We start from the raw sequence: 18038 nt of genomic DNA, 5'->3' as shown, positions 1-18038 counted from the left end.
CGGGCGCTTCCCTTCGGTGTTTCCGACTCTATCAGGGTTTTCCGGTCTCTCCGACCACCGCCCTGCGGGCAGGACGAAGAAGATCCAGAGAGAGGGAATCCGATGAGTTGGATGCCGTCGGGTGGGCACACGCCAAGGCGTCGCTCACCCCCAGACGGGCATACGACTGTACATGGGCTCCAGGAGCGGGTGCAAATCAATTGGTTTGGTGGTCTAGACCACAGTGGCATACTCTGCTGCTACCGCGCCGTCCGGGACAGGCAGTGCCGTGACGGCACACATGAATCTCCACCCTGGGAGGCTTCCCATGACCACCGTGACGTCCCCGCTCGCAGGGCGCGCCATCGGGCTGGCGGCAGTGCCGGACCCCGTCTTCTCCGCGGCCATGGTCGGCCCGGGCACGGCGATCGATCCCGTACGCGAGCCCACCGACGCCGTGGCACCCGTGGACGGAGTCGTCGTCTCTCTGCATCCGCACGCCTTCGTCGTCGTCGACGAGCAGGGACACGGGGTACTCACCCATCTCGGCATCGACACCGTGCAGCTCAACGGCGAAGGCTTCGAGCTGCTGGTGAACAAGGGCGACACGGTGGCACGCGGCCAGGCCGTGGTGCGCTGGGACCCCGCCGCGGTCGAAGCCGCCGGCAAGTCCCCCGTGTGCCCGGTCGTGGCCCTGGAGGCCACCGCGAACGCCCTCTCCGGCCTTCGCGACGAGGGCGACGTCAAGGTCGGCGACCGTCTCTTCGTCTGGGAGTGACACCACCGCCCTCCATGACGGGCCGCATACAGGACAACCATCGCGGCGGGACCCGCCGCACTATCGGAGACGGGTGAGATGGAGACAACGCTGCGAGGCGTCGGTGTGAGCCACGGAGTGGCGATCGGCGAGGTTCGGCACATGGGGACGGCGGTGCTGGAACCGCCCGTGAAGCAGATCCCGGCGGACGAGGTGGAGCGTGAGCAGGAGCGTGCCCGTCAGGCCGTTCAGGCCGTGGCGTCCGACCTCGTGGCGCGCGGCAGTCTGGCGGGGGGCGAGGCCCAGGCGGTGCTCGAGGCGCAGGCCCTGATGGCGCAGGATCCGGAGCTGATCGCCGATGTCGAGCGGCGTGTGGCCGCCGGCAGCACGGCCGAGCGCGCGGTGTACGACGCGTTCGCCGCCTACCGGGAGATGCTGGCCGGCGCGGGCGAGTACTTCGCGGGCCGTGTGGCCGACCTGGACGATGTGCGGAACCGTATCGTCGCCCGTCTGCTCGGTGTGCCGATGCCGGGTGTGCCGGACAGCGACGAGCCGTACGTCCTGGTCGCGCGCGACCTGGCGCCGGCGGACACGGCGCTGCTGGACCCGTCTCTCGTTCTCGGTTTCGTCACCGAGGAGGGCGGGCCGACCAGCCACAGTGCGATTCTGGCGCGGGCGCTGGGCGTACCGGCCGTGGTGGCGCTGCCCGGTGCCGTCGGGCTGGCCGAGGGCACGGTGATCGCCGTGGACGGAAGCACCGGCGAGATCTTCGTGAATCCCAGTGACGAGAGGAAGGCGCAGCTGGAGGCCGTGGCCGCCGAGCGCAGGGCCGCGCTGGCCGCCTCGGCCGGTCCGGGTGCCACCTCGGACGGTCACCGGGTGCCGCTGCTGGCGAACATCGGTGGTCCCGCGGACGTGGCGGCGGCCGTGGAGGCCGGTGCCGAGGGCGTCGGGCTGTTCCGGACCGAGTTCCTGTTCCTGGACGACCACAGGAACGCGCCGTCCGAGGAGAAGCAGGTCGAGGCCTACCGGCAGGTTCTGGAGGCCTTTCCGGAGAGCCGGGTGGTCGTGCGCGTGCTGGACGCGGGTGCGGACAAGCCGCTGGAGTTCCTGACGCCGGCCGACGAGCCGAACCCCGCTCTCGGTGTGCGGGGCCTGCGGACGCTGCTCGACCACCCGGAGGTGCTGCGCACCCAGCTGTCCGCGCTCGCCAAGGCGGCCGAGGGTCTGCCGGTCCAGCTCGAGGTGATGGCCCCGATGGTGGCGGACCGGGCGGATGCCAAGGCGTTCGCGGACGCGTGCCGTGCGGCGGGGCTGCGGGCGAAGGTCGGTGCGATGGTGGAGATCCCGTCGGCCGCGCTGCGGGCCCGTTCGGTGCTGCAGGAGGTCGAGTTCCTGTCGCTGGGGACCAATGACCTCGCGCAGTACACCTTCGCGGCCGACCGGCAGGTGGGTGCGGTGTCCCGGCTGCAGGATCCGTGGCAGCCCGCGCTGCTGGATCTGGTCGCGATGGCCGCCGAGGCGGCGAGGGCCGAGAGCAAGGGCTGCGGGGTCTGCGGCGAGGCCGCGTCCGATCCGCTGCTGGCCTGTGTGCTGACGGGGCTGGGTGTCACCTCCCTGTCCATGGGGGCGGCGTCGCTTCCCCATGTACGGGCGGAGCTGGCGAAGCACACCTTGGCGCAGTGCGAGCGTGCGGCGGCTGCGGCACGGGCCGCGGACACCGCCGAGGAGGCGCGCGAGGCGGCGCGGGCGGTGCTGTCCGGGGAGTGACGAGGCCGCGGGTCCGGCGGCGGCCTGCCGAGGGGCGTTCCCTTCCCGTGCGGGCGGGGCGCCCCTCGGGTGCCTTGTGCGGGCGGTCGTTCAGGGGCGCGGTCGTTCAGGGGTGGTGCCGCGCGGCGGGTCCTTCCTCTCCGAGGTCGGGCGGCTCGCTGTAGTCGACACCGGATTCCGGGGCGATCGGATCGCCGGTTTCGACGTCGGTGCAGTAGGCGTCGAAGACCTCGCCCGCGGTGAGGGGGACGAGGCCGTTGGCGCGCAGGCGCCAGCCGTAGACGCGGTCGGGGGTGCCGGGGGCGGTGGTGCGCATGACGAGTCCGCCGGGGCTGCCGGTGGCGAGGCCGAGGGCGAGGACCGCGGTGAACTCGAGGGCCTCGGCCTCGTCGAGGTGTGGCGGGCCGGCGCCCTCGTCGTCGGCGTGGAGGACGGCGGTCAGGGGTTCGGGGGTGCCGGTGACGCTGCACACCAGGTGCCGGTTTCCCGGCGGGGCCGTGTCGAGGATGCGGACGAGGAGGCCGGCGGCACGGGTGAAGGCCGCGCGGCCGAGGTTCTCGCCGCAGCCGGCGCAGGGGCCGAGCCGGGCGAGAAGGGTGGAGGCGTACTCCCAGGTGGCCCGGCGGACGGCCTCCTCGACGAGGTCGGGGACGAGGTCCGCGAGGGGCCGCCCGTCGTAGGGGAGGGTGGGGCCCGTGAGGGCGAGTTCGGCGGTGTAGCGGGCGCGGCTGGACGGCGTGTCGGGGTCGAGTCCGGTCCGCGCGCAGTACTCGGCGTACTCCTCGGGGTCGAAGAGGGCGATCGTGGTGTGGCCGCCCTGTTCGGCGACGGTCCTGAGGAACGTCTCGACCTGCCGCAGGTAGGCGGTGTGGTCGTCGAAGACGAAGCTGCGGTAGCGCCGCATGGCGCGGAAGTCCTGGTCGTCGGTGAGCAGACCGATGGTGCCGGCGGTCTCCCTGCGCAGGGCGCGCTGCAGGGTCCGGTGGTCGGTGTGCGCCATGTTTCCCCCTGTGTGCACAGTCGTTCGGTGCTCACTCACCGTAATCGGGGGTACTGACAGCGGGGTGGCCTCGGGCCCCCACCGGATGCGGCGGCGGGGGCCCGAGGCCGTTCGTGCCGGGCGGCCGGTCCGCTCAGGCGCGCTTGCGGGCCAGGTCCTCGTAGAAGCGCAGCAGGTCGAGGTTGTCGACCGAGCCGGGGTTGACCGCCTTCTCCAGCGGGGTGCCCTGCAGAAGGCGCTTGACCGGGACCTCGATGCGTTTGCCGGTGAGGGTGTGCGGAATGCCGGGCACTTCGATGACCTCGTCGGGCACGTGCCGCGGGGAGAGCTGTTCGCGGATGGTGCGTTTGATGCGCTCCAGCAGCGCGTCGTCGAGGACGGCCCCGGGGGCCAGGTGCACGAAGAGGGGCATCCAGTAGCCGCCGTCGGGCTGTTCGACGCCGATGACCAGGGATTCCTTGATCTCGGGGAGGCGTTCGACGGCTTCGTAGATGTCGGCGGAGCCCATCCGCACGCCCTGGCGGTTGAGCGTGGAGTCGGAACGGCCGTGGATGATCACCGAGCCGCGGGAGGTCAGGGTGATCCAGTCGCCGTGGCGCCACACCCCGGGGTACATGGTGAAGTAGCTGTCGCGGTAGCGGCTGCCGTCGGGGTCGTTCCAGAAGTGGATCGGCATCGACGGCATGGGGTTGGTGACCACGAGTTCGCCGACCTCGTCGACCAGCGGTGCGCCGCTGGGGTCCCACGACTGCAGGTCGGTGCCGAGGCAGGGGGCCTGGAGCTCGCCGACGTGGACGGGGAGGGTCGGTACGGCTCCCGCGAAGCAGGAGCACACGTCCGTGCCTCCGCTGACGGAGGCGATCCACAGGTCGTGGCGGACCTCGTCGTGCAGCCAGCGGAATCCGTCCGGCGGCAGCGGCGATCCGGTCGTCGCCACGCACTGCACCCGGGAGAGGTCGAAGTCGCGGGAGGGGTGCACGCCCGCCTTGCGGCAGGCCATCACATAGGCGGCGGAGGTGCCGAACAGGGTGGTTCCGGTGCGTTCGGCGACCCGCCACTGGGCCGCTGTGTCGGGGTAACCGGGGCTGCCGTCGTACAGGACGATCGTCGTGCCGGTCAGCAGGCCGGAGACGAGGAAGTTCCACATCATCCAGCCGGTCGACGTGTACCAGAAGAAGCGGTCCCGGGGGCCGAGGTCGCAGTGCAGGCCGAGCTGTTTGAGGTGCTCGACCAGGATGCCGCCCTGGGACTGCACGATGGCCTTGGGCAGGCCGGTGGTGCCGGAGGAGTACAGCACCCACAGGGGGTGCTCGAAGGGCACCTGCTCGAAGACGGGGTCCGTGTCGGCGGCGGTCAGGTCGGCCCAGTTCAGAGCGCCTTCGGGGGCGTCGGTGCCCAGCAGCGGGACGTGGACGACCGCGCGCAGGCTGGGCAGTTCGCGGCGCAGTTCCGCGACGATGCCGCGGCGGTCGTGCTCCTTGCCGCCGTAGCGGTAGCCGTCGACGGCGAACAGGACGACCGGTTCCACCTGCTGGAAGCGGTCGAGGACGCCGCGGGCGCCGAAGTCGGGGGCGCAGGACGTCCAGACGGCGCCCACGGCGGCCGTGGCCAGGAGGGCGACGACGGCCTGGGGGATGTTCGGCAGGTAGCCGCTGACCCGGTCTCCCGGGCGTACGCCCAGGGCGCGCAGTTCGGCGGCCAGGGAGCCCACCTGGCGGCGCAGCTCGGACCAGGTCACCGGGCGCGGTTCGTGCGTCTCGTCGACGTGCAGCAGGGCGGGTTCGTCGGCACGGTCGGCGGCCGCGCGCAGGGCGTGCTCGGCGTAGTTCAGGGTCGCCCCCGGGAACCACTGGGCGCCGGGCATCGAGCGGTCGCCCAGCACACGTGTCCAGGGCGTGGCGAAGCGTACGTCGAACCACTCCGCCACGGCCTTCCAGAAGGTGTCCAGTTCCTCCACGGACCAGCGGTGCAGTGCCGCATAGCCGCCCTCGGCCGGGGCTCCGTGGTGCTCGGCCGCCCAGGCCTGGAACTTCGTGATCTGCGCCTGGGCGATCCGCTGCGGATCGGGTTGCCAGAGGGGCGGAGGGTTCACGGTCGACATGGGTTGCTCCCGGACTGTGCGCGTCGTGTGCGTCGGTCCGCGCACGTGCTGGGTGTGCGCGTGACGCGGCTGACAGGGACGATGCCATGTGATCGACTTCTGCACCAGGGGTCGCTCCACATAGTCCACAAGGCAAAGGTGTGGTCTCGGCATAGGTGAGCGGTGGTTGCACGAGGCGTTTGGGCACAGCCGGCGATGGCAGGCCGAGCGGCACGGGCGGTCGCGGCCTGGTGCGTCCGGTGCGGGCGATCGGTCCGGTGGGGGCGGCCCAGGGGCCGCGGAGCGTACGCGCCGCCCGGCGCGGACGGCGCGCCGGCGTCAGGGGGCTCTGCCGCCACGGGGGGAACGCGCGCGGGTGCCCGGTGCGGTACGGAAGGCGGAGCCCGGGCCCGGGGGCGGTGCCGTGCGTTCCGCCCGGTCGTGGCTGCGTGTCGTCGTCACCGTGAACGGTGCCGTCTTCCGGGGCCGCGACGGGGCCGGGCCCGAGCCGTCGTACGCGCTCGCCGGCCGCGGTCCGGGCCCGGATCGGCGCGCGGTGCTGGAGCCGGACAGGGACGGCGGCCGGGAGGTGGTGGCCGAGCGGGTCACCGGCGAACGGGAGGACGGCGTGGGCGAGCCGCCCCGCCCGCTGCGGGTACGGGGGACGGCCGCGGGCCGACGCCAGGGGGCCGGCGTCAGACGTACCGGCCCTCGAACCAGGCGCGGACGGCCAGCGTGTGCAGCGGGAAGGCGAGTTCGGCGGGCCTGCGCAGCAGGTGCCAGCCTTCCGTCTCGTCGGTGGCGCCGGAGCGCGGCAGGCCCTTGACGGGGCGTTCCGGCAGCAGTCCGAAGAGCAGCAGATGGCCGTCGGGCGAGCTCATCGCGTCGGCGAGCCGCACATCGCGGGCGGCCGCCTCGATGCCGGTCTCCTCCCTCAGCTCGCGGACGACGGCCCGCCGCCAGTCCTCGCGGTCGTCGATGTAGCCGCCCGGCAGGGCCGTGCCTCCGCGCGCGGGGGCGATGGTGCGTGTGACGACGACCAGACCGGTGCCCCTGGTGTCGTACGCGGGCTGGAGGGCCACTGCGACCGGCAGCGGGTTGCGGTAGGCCACGGTGCCGCAGGCCGGGCAGGTCCGGGGCCAGCCCAGGACGCCTTCTCCGTAGGCCGCGCCGCAGCTCGAACAGTGGGAGTGGGGCCGGGAGTGAGGTATGGAGCGGGCGGTCGGGTGTTGATTTTCGGACACGCGCGGACTGTAGCGGACGGTATCCGTTCAGCACAGGGGCTTCTTCCGTCCGTCACCCCTTGGCCGGGTTCGGTCTCTCCGTGACGGGGGCCGGCAGGGTGTCGGGCCGGGAGTCCGGCGTCCGTGCGAGGGCGGACCGGGCCGCGACGGTGGCTGGATCTCGCCGCGGTGCGGCCGTTCCCGGACGGCCGGGCCAGGGCGGTGCGCAGACGTTCTCCGGCTCCCGACGGGGCCCTTGACGCTCTTCGCGCACGGACGAACGCTTTCCGTGCCGGCCGGCGGCGCCCCGCGGCCGGCCCGGGACACCGGGTCCGGGACTGCCGCAGCGGCACGGACACGGCCGTCCGGCGACATGGCGGCGGTCGCCGCGGCCTCCTTCCACAGGAGGCCACCGGTCACTCACAGCGCGCTCTTTCATGCCAATGTGGGACAAACTGATACCAATGAGGGCCCAGGGATGACATGTCCCGGCCCTCGGCCGCTTCTCCACTCCCCAAGGGGTAGCCATGACGGACAACGCCGGGAAGGCCGGGAAGGCCGAGAAGTACGTCGCAGCGATCGACCAGGGCACCACCTCCAGCCGCTGCATCATCTTCGACCACAGCGGCTCCATCGTCGCCGTCGACCAGCGCGAGCACCGGCAGATCTTCCCCAAGCCGGGCTGGGTGGAGCACGACGCCACCGAGATCTGGTCGAGGGTGCAGGCGGTGGTCGCGGGGGCGATCGCCAAGGCCGGACTGCGTGCCGACCAGCTCAGCGCCCTCGGCATCACCAACCAGCGCGAGACGACGGTCCTGTGGGACCGCACCACCGGCAAGCCCGTGCACAACGCGATCGTCTGGCAGGACACCCGCACCGCGGCGCTGTGCAACGAGCTGGGCGGCTCCGAGGGGCAGGATCGTTTCCGTGAGCAGACCGGTCTGCCCCTCGCCAGCTACTTCTCCGGCCCCAAGGCGCTGTGGCTGCTGGAGAACGTGCCCGGTCTGCGCGACCGCGCCGAGCGCGGCGAGATCGCCTTCGGCACGATCGACTCCTGGCTCATCTGGAACCTCACCGGCGGCACCGACGGCGGCCGGCACGTCACCGACGTCACCAACGCCGGCCGCACCATGCTGATGAACCTCCGGACCCTCCAGTGGGACCGGTCCGTCCTGTCCGCCATGAACATCCCCGAGGCGATGCTGCCCGAGATCAGGTCCTCCTCCGAGGTGTACGGGACCGCCGTCGGCCAGCTCGCCGGTGTGCCGGTGGCGTCCGCCCTGGGGGACCAGCAGGCGGCCGTGTTCGGGCAGGCCTGCTACGAGGTGGGCGACGCGAAGAACACCTACGGCACCGGAAGCTTCCTGCTGCTGAACACGGGCAGCCGCCCGGTGCCGTCGAAGAGCGGTCTGCTCACCACCATGGGCTACAAGATCGGCGAGGAGGCGCCGGTCTACTGCCTGGAGGGCTCCATCGCCATCACCGGTGCGCTGGTGCAGTGGTTCCGCGACCAGCTCGGCATCATCCGTACGGCGGACGAGATCGAGCCCCTGGCGGCGAGCGTCGAGAACAACGGCGGCGCCTACATCGTGCCCGCGTTCTCCGGCCTGTTCGCACCGTACTGGCGTTCGGACGCGCGCGGGGTGATCACCGGTCTGACCCGGTACGTCACGAAGGCGCATCTCGCCCGGGCGGTGCTGGAGGCGACCAGCTGGCAGACGCGCGAGGTCGTGGACGCGATGTACCAGGACTCCGGGGTGCGGCTGACGAGCCTGAAGGTCGACGGCGGCATGACGAAGAACAACCTGCTCATGCAGCACCAGGCGGATGTGCTCGACGTGCCGGTGATCCGCCCCAGGGTCTCGGAGACCACCTGTCTGGGCGCCGCCTACGCGGCCGGGCTCGCCACCGGGGTGTGGAACGACCTCGACGAGCTGAAGTCGCACTGGCAGAAGGACGCCGAGTGGACTCCGTCCATGGAGGCGTCGGTCCGGGACCGCGAGTACCGCAACTGGCGCAAGGCCGTGGAGCGGAGCTTCGGCTGGGTGGAGGACGACACGGAGTAGCCGCGCGCGGCGCCGTGCCGCCGGCGGCCCCCGCCCGGTTCCCGGTCCGGGTCCGCACAGCGGCACCACGCGCACGTACCGCGGCCCCGCGGCCCGTGTCCCGGCCGACGGGTCCCCCGTGGCCCGGCCGGGGCACGGGCCGGCGCACGAGGTCAGGGGGCGACGGCCTGCCGGCGGCGCACGGCACGGGTCATGGCGTGCCGGACGGCCTCGGCGAGGACCTCCTTGACCGACGCGCGGTCGCGGGCGTCGCACATCAGCAGCGGGACGCCGTCGTCGAGGTCCAGGGCCCGGCGGACGGCCTCCGCGGAGTGGCGGGCGGCTCCCTCGAAGCAGTTGACGCCGACGAGGAAGGGGACGGAGCGCTGCTCGAAGTGGTCCAGGACGGCGAAGCAGTCCTCCAGGCGCCGGGTGTCGGCCAGGACGACCGCGCCGAGCGCCCCCTCGGCCAGCTCGTCCCACAGGAACCGGAACCGCTCCTGCCCGGGCACCCCGAAGAGATACAGCACCAGGTCCTCGCGGAGCGTGACGCGGCCGAAGTCCATGGCCACGGTGGTGGTGCGCTTGCCCTCCACGCCGCCGGCACCGCCGGCCGGCCGCCCGGCCCCGGTGAGCGGTTCCTCGGTGCGCAGCGGTCTGCTCTCGCCGACCGCCCCGACGAGGGTCGTCTTGCCCACGCCGAAGCCGCCGGCCACCAGGATCTTGAGCGTGACCGGCTCGGCCGGGGACCCGCCCTGCTCAGGACGGCCGGAGCTCATCGGTCTCCTCTCCCGCCCTCCGGGGCGCGGGCGGCGGCGGTCCGTACCCTCCGCCGCCCGGGGTCTCGACGACGAGCACGTCACCGGGGGCGACGTCGGCCGAGTCGCTTCCGCCGAGTTCGACGACCGTGCCGTCCGCACGCTCCACCCGGCTCGAGCCCAGCGCGCCGGGCTCGCCGCCCGCCATGCCGTAGGGCGGGACCCTGCGGTGCTGGGAGAGCGTGGAGACGGTCATGGCCTCGAGGAAGCGGATCCGGCGTACCGCGCCGTCCCCGCCGCGCCACCGGCCGGCGCCGCCGCTGCCGCGGCGGATCGCGAACTCCTCCAGCCGCACGGGCAGCCGCCACTCGAGGACCTCGGGGTCGGTGAGCCGGGAATTGGTCATGTGCGTCTGGACGGCGCTCTCGCCGGGGAAGCCGTCGCCCGCGCCGGAGCCGGAGGCGACGGTCTCGTAGTACTGGTGGCGTTCGTTGCCGAAGGTGATGTTGTTCATCGTCCCCGAGCCCTCCGCCTGGACGCCGAGCGCCGCGTACAGCGCTCCGGTGATCGCCTGGGAGGTCTCGACATTGCCCGCGACGACCGCGGCCGGCGGCTCGGGAGAGAGCATGGAGCCGGGCGGCACGACGATCTTCAACGGGCGCAGACAGCCGTCGTTGAGCGGGATGTCGTCGGCGACCAGGGTGCGGAAGACGTACAGCACGGCCGCGTTGACCACGGAGAACGGGGCGTTGAAGTTGGTCGCGAGCTGTGGGGAGGTGCCGGTGAAGTCGATCGTCGCCGACCGCTGCTCGCGGTCCACCCGGACGCGGACCCGGATGACGGCTCCCGAGTCGGTCTCGTAGGCGTACTCCCCGTCGTCCAGCGCGTCGATGACCCGGCGGACGGCCTCCTCGGCGTTGTCCTGGACGTGCCGCATGTAGGCCTGGACGACGTCGAGCCCGAACTCGTCGATCATGCGTGCGACCTCGTCCACGCCCTTCTGGTTGGCGGCGATCTGGGCGCGCAGGTCGGCGAGGTTGGTCTCGGGGTTGCGGGAGGGGTGCTTCGCGCCGGTCAGGAGGCGACGGGTCTCCTCCTCGCGCATCCGGCCGTTCTCGGCCAGCAGCCAGTTGTCGAAGAGCACGCCCTCCTCCTCGATGGTGCGGCTGTTCGCCGGCATGGAGCCCGGCGCGATCCCGCCGATCTCGGCGTGGTGGCCGCGGGAGGCGACGTAGAACAGGACGCGCTCGCCCTGTGCGTCGAAGACCGGGGTGATGACGGTGACGTCCGGCAGATGCGTGCCGCCGTGGTAGGGGTCGTTGACCGCGTAGGCGTCCCCCGGCCGCATCCGGGAGCCGCGGCGCCGGATGACCTCCTTGACGCTGGTGCTCATCGAGCCCAGGTGCACGGGGATGTGCGGGGCGTTGGCCACCAGGTTCCCGTCCGGGTCGAACAGGGCGCAGGAGAAGTCGAGGCGCTCCTTGATGTTGACCGACTGGGCCGTGGACTCCAGCCGGGCGCCCATCTGCTCGGCGATGGACATGAAGAGGTTGTTGAACACCTCCAGCATGACCGGGTCGGCCTCGGTGCCGACCTCGGCGCTCCGCGCGGCCGCCACGCGTTCCAGGAGCAGATGTCCGTGCTCGGTCACCGCGGCCTGCCAGCCGTCGTCGACGACGGTCGTCGCATTGGCCTCCGTGATGATCGCGGGGCCGGTGACGGTGTCGCCGAGGAGCAGGTCCTCGCGGCGGTGCAGAGGGACGTCGCGCCAGGCTCCGCCGGTGTGCAGACGGACGGTCTCCGGGGCGGGGGGACGGTCCGCGCGGTCGGCCCGGCGTGCGACGTGGGCGGACAGATCGGGGAGTTCCGTGATGCCGGTGGCCTCCACGGAGAGGGCCTCGACGACGATCGGGCGGTCGAGGGTGAAGGAGTACGTGGCGCGATGGCGCTCCTCGAAGGCCTGCCGCATGGCGGCGGGATCGGCCAGCCCGACGGTGAGGGGGGTGTCCGTGCCGTCGTAGCGGAGGTGGGCGCGGCGGGTGACGCGGATGTGTTCCTCGGGGACGTCCTCGGCGAGCAGTTCCGCGCGGGCGGCGGCCTCCAGGTCGTCGGCGGTCTTCAGCACGCCCGGCATGGCGGCGGGCTCCAGGGGCGCCTCCACGGACTGCTCCCGCATGGCCGTGGTGTCGGCGAGGCCGATGCCGAGCGCGGAGAGGACGCCCGCCATGGGCGGCACGAGGACGGTGCGGATGCCGAGCGAGTCGGCGACCATGCAGGCGTGCTGTCCGCCGGCGCCGCCGAAGGTGGTCAGGGCGTACCGGGTGACGTCGTGGCCCTTCTGCACGGAGATCCGCTTGACGGCGTTGGCGATGTTGGCGACGGCGATCTGCAGATAGCCCTCGGCGACCTGTTCGGGGGTGCGGTCGTCGCCCGTCCGCTCGCGGATCTCGCGGGCGAGGGCGGTGAAGCGCTCGCGGACGAGGGCGTCGTCGAGGGGCTGGTCGCCGCCGGGGCCGAAGACCTTGGGGAAGTGGGCGGGCTGGATGCGGCCGAGCATCACATTGGCGTCGGTGACGGTGAGCGGACCGCCGCCGCGGTAGCAGGCGGGCCCCGGGTCGGCGCCCGCCGAGTCCGGGCCGACCCGGTAGCGGGAGCCGTCGAAGTGCAGGATCGAGCCGCCGCCGGCGGCCACGGTGTGGATGGCCAGCATGGGGGCGCGCAGCCGCACGCCCGCGATCTGTGTGGTGAAGACGCGTTCGTACTCGCCCGCGTAGTGGGAGACGTCCGTGGAGGTGCCGCCCATGTCGAAGCCGATGACCCGGTCGAAGCCGGCGAGCCGGGACATGCGCACCATGCCGACGATGCCGCCCGCGGGCCCGGACAGGATGGCGTCCTTGCCGCGGAACTGCCCGGCACCGGCGAGTCCGCCGTTGGACTGCATGAACATCAGCCGCACGCCGTCGAGTTCGTCGCCGACGTGCTCGATGTAGCGGCGCAGCACGGGCGACAGATAGGCGTCGACGACCGCGGTGTCCCCCCGGGGGACGAGCTTCATCAGCGGACTGGCCTCGCTGGACAGCGAGATCTGCGGGAAGCCGATGCGGGCGGCCAGCTCGCCGATGGCCCGCTCGTGCGCGGGATGCAGATAACTGTGCAGGCAGACCACGGCGACGGCGCGGATTCCGTCGTCGTACGCCTGCTGGAGCGGGCCGGCCAGGGCGTCGAGGTCGGGAGCGCGCAGGACGGTGCCGTCGGCGGCGATGCGCTCGTCCACCTCGAGCACCCGCTCGTAGAGCAGCTCGGGCAGTTCGATGCGGCGGGCGAAGAGGTGCGGGCGGTTCTGGTAGGCGATGCGCAGGGCGTCGCGGAAGCCGCGGGTGATGACGAGGACGGTCCGCTCGCCGGTCCGCTCCAGCAGGGCGTTGGTGGCCACGGTGGTGCCCATGCGGACCGACTCCACGGGGGCGTCGGAACCGTCCAGGAGGGCGCGGATGCCCGCGACGGCCGCGTCGGCGTACCGCGCGGGGTCGTCGGACAGCAGTTTGTGCGTGACCAGACGGCCGTCCGGGCGGCGCGCGACGATGTCGGTGAACGTGCCGCCCCGGTCGACCCAGAACTGCCAGCCTGTCATCCCATCACTCCGCTTTCCCGCCGCTTCCCGCCGCTCACAGCGCCCGCAGACCGTTGATCACATCGCGCAGGATGCTCTCGTCCGGCAGCTGCGCCGGAGGCACGGGGCGCCTCACACGAACGTACTCCCCGTCCATGAGGTCGCCGATCAGGACCCGCACCACACCGACGGGCAGGTCGAGTCCCGCGGCGAGTTCGGCGACCGACCGCGGGGCGTCGCGGCACCGCTCGACGATGTCCACGTGCTCCGGCGACAGCGCGTGGTCCGCCTCCGGATCGCGCATGCCCGGTTCCGCGACGACCACCGCGATCAGATCCATGCGGTGCTGGGCCGCATGGCTGGTGCGGCCGCGTGTCATGGCGTAGGGCCGGACCACCGGCCCGGCCTCGTCGTCGAACCAGTGGTTTCCTTTCCGGCCGTCTCCGCTCATGCCCTTCCACTACCCGCCGGAGGGCGCATCGGTGCGCGGAGCGGTCCCCAGATGCTCGCCGACCCGCTTGACGAGAAGGGTCATCTCGTATCCCACCTGGCCGATGTCGGAGTCGGCGTCGGCCAGGACGGCCAGACAGCTGCCGTCGCCGGCGGCGGTGACGAACAGGAAGGCCTCGTCCAGTTCGATGACGGTCTGCCGGACGTCGCCCGCCTCGAAGTGCTGCCCCACGCCCTTGGCGAGGCTGTGGAAGCCCGAGGCCACGGCGGCCAGATGCTCGCTGTCCTCCCGGGTCAGGTTCTTGGACACACCGGTGGGCAGACCGTCCCGGGACAGGACGACGGCCTTGCGGACACCGGGGACCCGGTCCACGAGGTCGTCGAGGAGCCAGTTCAGCTTGGCCTTGTCGGTCGCGGTGCGACCGGTCGTCTTCGGTGCGGTCATCGACCGTCCCCCCTGATCGTTTCTTGTGCGGTCTTTTCCCGTGCGGACTTTCCCTGTGCGGTCTTTCCTCGTGCGGTCGCTTCTTGTGCGGTCGCTTCTTGTGCGGCTGTTTCCTGCACGGCTGTCTCCCGTGCGGTCGTTCCCCGTGCCGTGCCGCCGTCCGGGGCCGTGCCGTCCGTGGTGCTCTCCTCACGGCCGCGCTGCCAGCCGCGCTGGAGCGAGGTCATACGGCTGCGCATCTCCTCGGCGTCGCGTGCGACGGATGCGGGACCGTCCCCGGTGCGCCGCTCGGGGCTCCGTCCCGGCTGCGAAACCAGGCGGGTCCGTCGTACCCGCCGGGGCAGCGCGTCCGGGCCGGACGTGGGCGTGTCGGCGGGGCCGTGCCCGGTGTCGTCCGGGCCGCCGGCGGCATGTGCGGTGCGGCGGACGCGCCGCGGAAGGGCGGGAGGCCGCGCATGTTCCCCGGTCGCGGCGGCCGGTCCGGGCGGGGACTCGTCCCGGCGGTCCGGCCGCGGCTCTCCCCGGTCCTCGGGACCACGGCTCCCCCGGTCCTCGGCGTCGGGCGCCTCGCGCCGGGAGCGGTGCCCGGTGACCGGGCGTCCATGGGAGCTGACCAGCTTGGGGGTCCGGCGCCGGGGCAGCGGGGCCGGTGCCCCGCCTCCGCCCTCACCGGTGCCGTCGCCCGTGCCGTCCCTCCCCCGCCCGTCCGGCGTCCGGTGCGGGCGGAGCACCCCGCCGAGTCCGCCGTCCCTCTCGCCGGGCGCGTCCGGGAAGTCCTCGAGGACGTCCAGGTCGACGGGGGCCTCCAGCTCCACCGGTCCGTCCAGGACCGAGGCGGGCGGTTTCCCGAGCCCTGCGGATGCCCGGGAGAGGGCCGCCCCCCGGCCGCCCTCCCGTGCGGGCCGCTCCCGGTCGAGCCGGAAACCGGCCCCGTCGGTGTCCGGGACGTCGTCGGTCAGCAGGGCGTCGGGGAGGAACACGACCGCGGTGATGCCGCCGTACGGGGAGGGCTGGAGCGAGACCCGGACCTTCTGCCGCCGGGCGAGCCGGCCGACCACGAACAGTCCGAGCCGGTCGGTGTCGGAGAGTGCGAACTCCGGTGTCTCGGCGAGCTTCAGGTTGGCGTCCGCCAGGGCCTCGGCGGTCATGCCCAGGCCCCGGTCGTGGATCTCCAGGGTGAAGCCGTTGGCGACTCGTTCGCCGAGGACCTGGACCGCGGTGTGCGGCGGCGAGAACACCGTGGCGTTCTCCAGGAGTTCGGCCACGAGATGAGTGAGGTCGGCGACGGCGGAGCCAATGACGGCGACCCGCGGCAGCCGGCGGACCTCGATGCGTTCGTAGTCCTCGATCTCCGCAACGGCGGCGCGGACGACGTCCATCAGCTGCACGGGCTTGCGCCACTGCCGGGACGGGGCGGCGCCGGAGAGGATCACCAGGCCCTCGGCGTGCCGGCGCATCCGGGTGGTCAGATGGTCGAGGCGGAACAGGTCGGCCAGTTCCCCGGGGTCCTCGGTGCGGCGCTCCATGGCGTCGAGGAGGGTGAGCTGCTTGTGCAGCAGGACCTGGCTGCGCCGGGCGAGGTTGACGAAGACCTCGGAGACGCCGGCGCGCAGTTCCGCCTGTTTGGCGGCGGCCTCGACGGCGGCCCGCTGCAGGGTGTTGAGGGCCCGGCCGACCTCGCCGATCTCGCTCTTGTCGTACTCCAGACGGGGGACCTCGGTCTCCACGTCCACCTGTTCGCCCGCCGACAGACGGCGCATCACATCGGGCAGCCGGACGCCCGACGCCTCGAGGGCCTGCCGGCGGAGCTGTTTGAGGTCGCGGACGAGGCCGCGGCCGATGCGCACCGACAGCACGAGCGAGACCACCACGGCGAGCAGACCGAGCACGCCCGCGACGGCGGCCCGCAGCATGATGTCCATCGCGACCGGGCGGACCCGGTCCTGGAAGCGGTCGTAAGCCTCGTCGTCGAGGGCGCCGAGTTCGTCGAGGACGTCCTCGGCCGCGGTGTCCCAGCTCTGCGCGCTGACGCCCCGGGGTGCGCCGGGGGCCGCGGCGACGGCGGCCTGCTCGGCCGTGCGCAGCGGGGCGGAGGCGGCGTTCTGCCAGAAGCTCTCGTAGCGGTCGCGCTCGGGGGCGGGCAGCAGCGGCAGGCTGGCCTCGTACAGCATGGTGCGCTGGGCGACGAGGTCGGAGACATGGCGGCCGTCGGCGCGGGTGAGGGTGCCGACGACCAGGGAGGAGCCGAGCAGCGCGTCCTCGCGGGAGAGGAGTTCGCGGGCCCGGGCGAGGCCGACCAGGGCGCGGTACTGCTTGTCCAGCTCCGCGTCGTCGACGATGTGGAGGTTGGCGAGCAGCACGTAGCAGGGATCGATCAGGCGGTTGTAGAGGTCGAGGGCCTGTGCACGGCTGGTGGTGCGGCCCTCGACGCTGCGGCGCAGGGCGTCGATGCCGTCGAAGGCGTCCAGCACGGCGGTCAGGCGCCCCTCGCTGCCCGCGTCCAGCGTGTCCCGGACCTCGGGGTTCCTCGCGTGCGCACGGATCCTGGCGATGGCGCCGTCGGTGGCGGCCCGGCTGCGGCGCAGCGCGGCGAGGCCGTCCGAGGCGCGGGGGTCGGCGAGATGGACGAGGGTCTGGCGGCGTTCCCGCTGCAGGGCCCGGACGGTCTCCTCGGTGGGGTGGGCGATCCTCTCCACCACGGACGAGGCGCTGAACAGCCGGGCCGCCTGGCGGCCGGTGATCACCGTGGCGAACGACCAGATCGCGGTCAGGGACAGCAGCGGCACGAGGAGGAGCGCCACGATCTTCCGGCGGATGGACTTCCCGCGAAAGCGCATGACCTCCCCCAGCTCGCCCCCCATCGGTCGGGGGTGCGCATGTCCGTCAATAAACGGCGCGAGCCTACTACCGACACACAGTCAACTCGAAGAGTCGTCCGCAACTGAACTTCCCTGTTTGACAAGTGATATGACAATCCGTCAGCCATTTCGACTGCTGACGGCGAGGAATCCGGTGGTGGCGGGTGTGCCGCGACGGGACGGCCGTACCCGGCGGTTGACCGGTTTTTTTCCGTGCCGGGAATCTTCGTGCCCCTTTGCGCGTCCTATTCGACGGGACATGGGGGTGGAATCGGCCACAGGAGCCGCACCCCACGCCCGGGCAGCACAAATCAGCACAAGCCGGGCAGCCGCCGGAAAACCGGTTCTTCGGGCACCGGACGTGTGCGGTCTGCCGACGGTGGGGAGTGACACGGTGATGGGCACGGCGGAGCGGCACAGGACAGCCGCCGACAGCGGTACGGCACCGGTGCGACGGGCGTCCCGGGTGCCGGATCGCGGCATCCCGGCGGCCGGCGGCAACGGGCGGCAGTCCCACGGACCTTCGGCGGCCGTGAGCGGACCGGCCGAGCGGCCCGCCCGCCCACCGCTGTGGGTCGAGGAGCCCGCGCGGCGGCGCAGGCTGCCCGATCCGGTGCGGGAGGCGGCCGTGCGGGCGGTGCTCATCATCGCCGTGACGCTGGTCCAGGCGGTGGTGGCCTTCCTGTGCACCCTGGCCGAGTCCTGGCTGGCGTTCCCGACGGTCCTGAGCAGCGTGGTCAGCACGGTGGTGGCCACCTGGGCCGTGCTCGACGTCTGGGTGACCCGTCAGGTGTGGAACCAGCGCAACGGCGTGGTCTCGGTGCCGAGCAGCACCGCGCGGGCCCTGCGTCGCGAGCGGCGCCGGGCCCGGCGGGAGGAGCGGGCCGCCGCGCGGGCGCGGGAGCGCATGCACCGGCGGGGCGGCACGGGGCAGCTGTCGCACTCCTAGCGGCTCCCGTACTCCCGGCGGCCTCCGTGCTCCCGGCGCCTCCCGTCCTCCTGGAGGCCGCCGTGCCCGGGGCCGCCGTACTGGCGGAGGCCGCCGCACGTCCGCGAGCCGTCG

General features: G+C 72.8%; 12 protein-coding genes and 1 pseudogene. 5 read left to right on the top strand and 8 right to left on the bottom strand.

The window, feature by feature from the left end; all coding sequences use genetic code 11:
- Positions 1-307 precede the first annotated feature (307 nt).
- Entirely contained in the window at positions 308-757 is a 450-nt protein-coding gene (locus CCN35_RS15970) for a PTS sugar transporter subunit IIA (RefSeq protein ID WP_067398126.1), read from the top strand.
- A 78-nt stretch (positions 758-835) separates the two neighbouring features.
- Positions 836-2506: a phosphoenolpyruvate--protein phosphotransferase gene (gene ptsP / locus CCN35_RS15965; RefSeq protein WP_086793224.1), complete on the top strand. Its 1671-nt coding sequence runs from the start codon at positions 836-838 to the stop codon at positions 2504-2506.
- Positions 2507-2612: 106 nt separating this feature from the next.
- Here ptsP and CCN35_RS15960 read toward each other — a convergent pair whose 3' ends face one another.
- Positions 2613-3506: a hypothetical protein gene (locus tag CCN35_RS15960; RefSeq protein ID WP_067398124.1), complete on the bottom strand. Its 894-nt coding sequence runs from the start codon at positions 3504-3506 to the stop codon at positions 2613-2615.
- A gap of 133 nt (positions 3507-3639) precedes the next feature.
- Complete coding sequence (locus CCN35_RS15955; RefSeq protein WP_086793223.1) at positions 3640-5607, bottom strand: acetoacetate--CoA ligase; 1968 nt, start codon at positions 5605-5607, stop codon at positions 3640-3642.
- A gap of 179 nt (positions 5608-5786) precedes the next feature.
- Between CCN35_RS15955 and CCN35_RS29490 the strand changes: the two are divergent.
- Positions 5787-6196, top strand: a pseudogene (locus CCN35_RS29490) (glycosyl hydrolase); the annotation flags it as partial.
- 85 nt (positions 6197-6281) lie between these two features.
- On the opposite strand, the gene CCN35_RS15945 reads toward CCN35_RS29490, so the two are convergent.
- Positions 6282-6830, bottom strand: coding sequence for an NUDIX domain-containing protein (locus CCN35_RS15945; protein ID WP_067398122.1), 549 nt, complete (start codon positions 6828-6830; stop codon positions 6282-6284).
- A 506-nt stretch (positions 6831-7336) separates the two neighbouring features.
- Between CCN35_RS15945 and glpK the strand changes: the two genes are divergently transcribed.
- The gene (gene glpK / locus CCN35_RS15940; RefSeq protein ID WP_067398120.1) at positions 7337-8875 is read left to right on the top strand and encodes a glycerol kinase GlpK; all 1539 of its coding nucleotides are present in this window, start codon (positions 7337-7339) and stop codon (positions 8873-8875) included.
- A gap of 152 nt (positions 8876-9027) precedes the next feature.
- On the opposite strand, the gene CCN35_RS15935 is transcribed toward glpK, so the two are convergent.
- Genes CCN35_RS15935 through CCN35_RS15915 form a run of 5 tightly spaced genes read right to left on the bottom strand, consistent with a single transcriptional unit; the run spans position 9028 to position 16954 of the window.
- Positions 9028-9633 (bottom strand): GTP-binding protein, encoded by a 606-nt coding sequence (locus tag CCN35_RS15935; protein ID WP_067398118.1) that lies wholly within the window; start codon positions 9631-9633, stop codon positions 9028-9030.
- Entirely contained in the window at positions 9614-13243 is a 3630-nt protein-coding gene (locus tag CCN35_RS15930; protein ID WP_086793221.1) for a hydantoinase B/oxoprolinase family protein, read from the bottom strand. Before CCN35_RS15930 ends, CCN35_RS15935 begins: the two co-directional genes overlap by 20 nt.
- A 34-nt stretch (positions 13244-13277) precedes the next feature.
- Positions 13278-13673, bottom strand: a complete 396-nt coding sequence (locus CCN35_RS15925) for a DUF742 domain-containing protein (protein WP_067398113.1) — start codon at positions 13671-13673, stop codon at positions 13278-13280.
- Between the two features lie 9 nt (positions 13674-13682).
- The gene (locus CCN35_RS15920; protein WP_067398111.1) at positions 13683-14117 is read right to left on the bottom strand and encodes a roadblock/LC7 domain-containing protein; all 435 of its coding nucleotides are present in this window, start codon (positions 14115-14117) and stop codon (positions 13683-13685) included.
- Positions 14114-16954 (bottom strand): sensor histidine kinase, encoded by a 2841-nt coding sequence (locus CCN35_RS15915; RefSeq protein ID WP_086793234.1) that lies wholly within the window; start codon positions 16952-16954, stop codon positions 14114-14116. The genes CCN35_RS15920 and CCN35_RS15915 overlap by 4 nt, the downstream gene beginning before the upstream one ends.
- A gap of 418 nt (positions 16955-17372) precedes the next feature.
- Between CCN35_RS15915 and CCN35_RS15910 the strand changes: the two genes are divergently transcribed.
- Entirely contained in the window at positions 17373-17924 is a 552-nt protein-coding gene (locus CCN35_RS15910) for a hypothetical protein (protein ID WP_086793219.1), read from the top strand.
- The last annotated feature ends 114 nt before the right edge of the window (positions 17925-18038 follow it).

It is taken from the genome of Streptomyces thermovulgaris (assembly GCF_002155915.1).
Classification (GTDB): domain Bacteria; phylum Actinomycetota; class Actinomycetes; order Streptomycetales; family Streptomycetaceae; genus Streptomyces; species Streptomyces thermovulgaris.
This window is presented reverse-complemented; position numbering and strand designations above follow the sequence as displayed.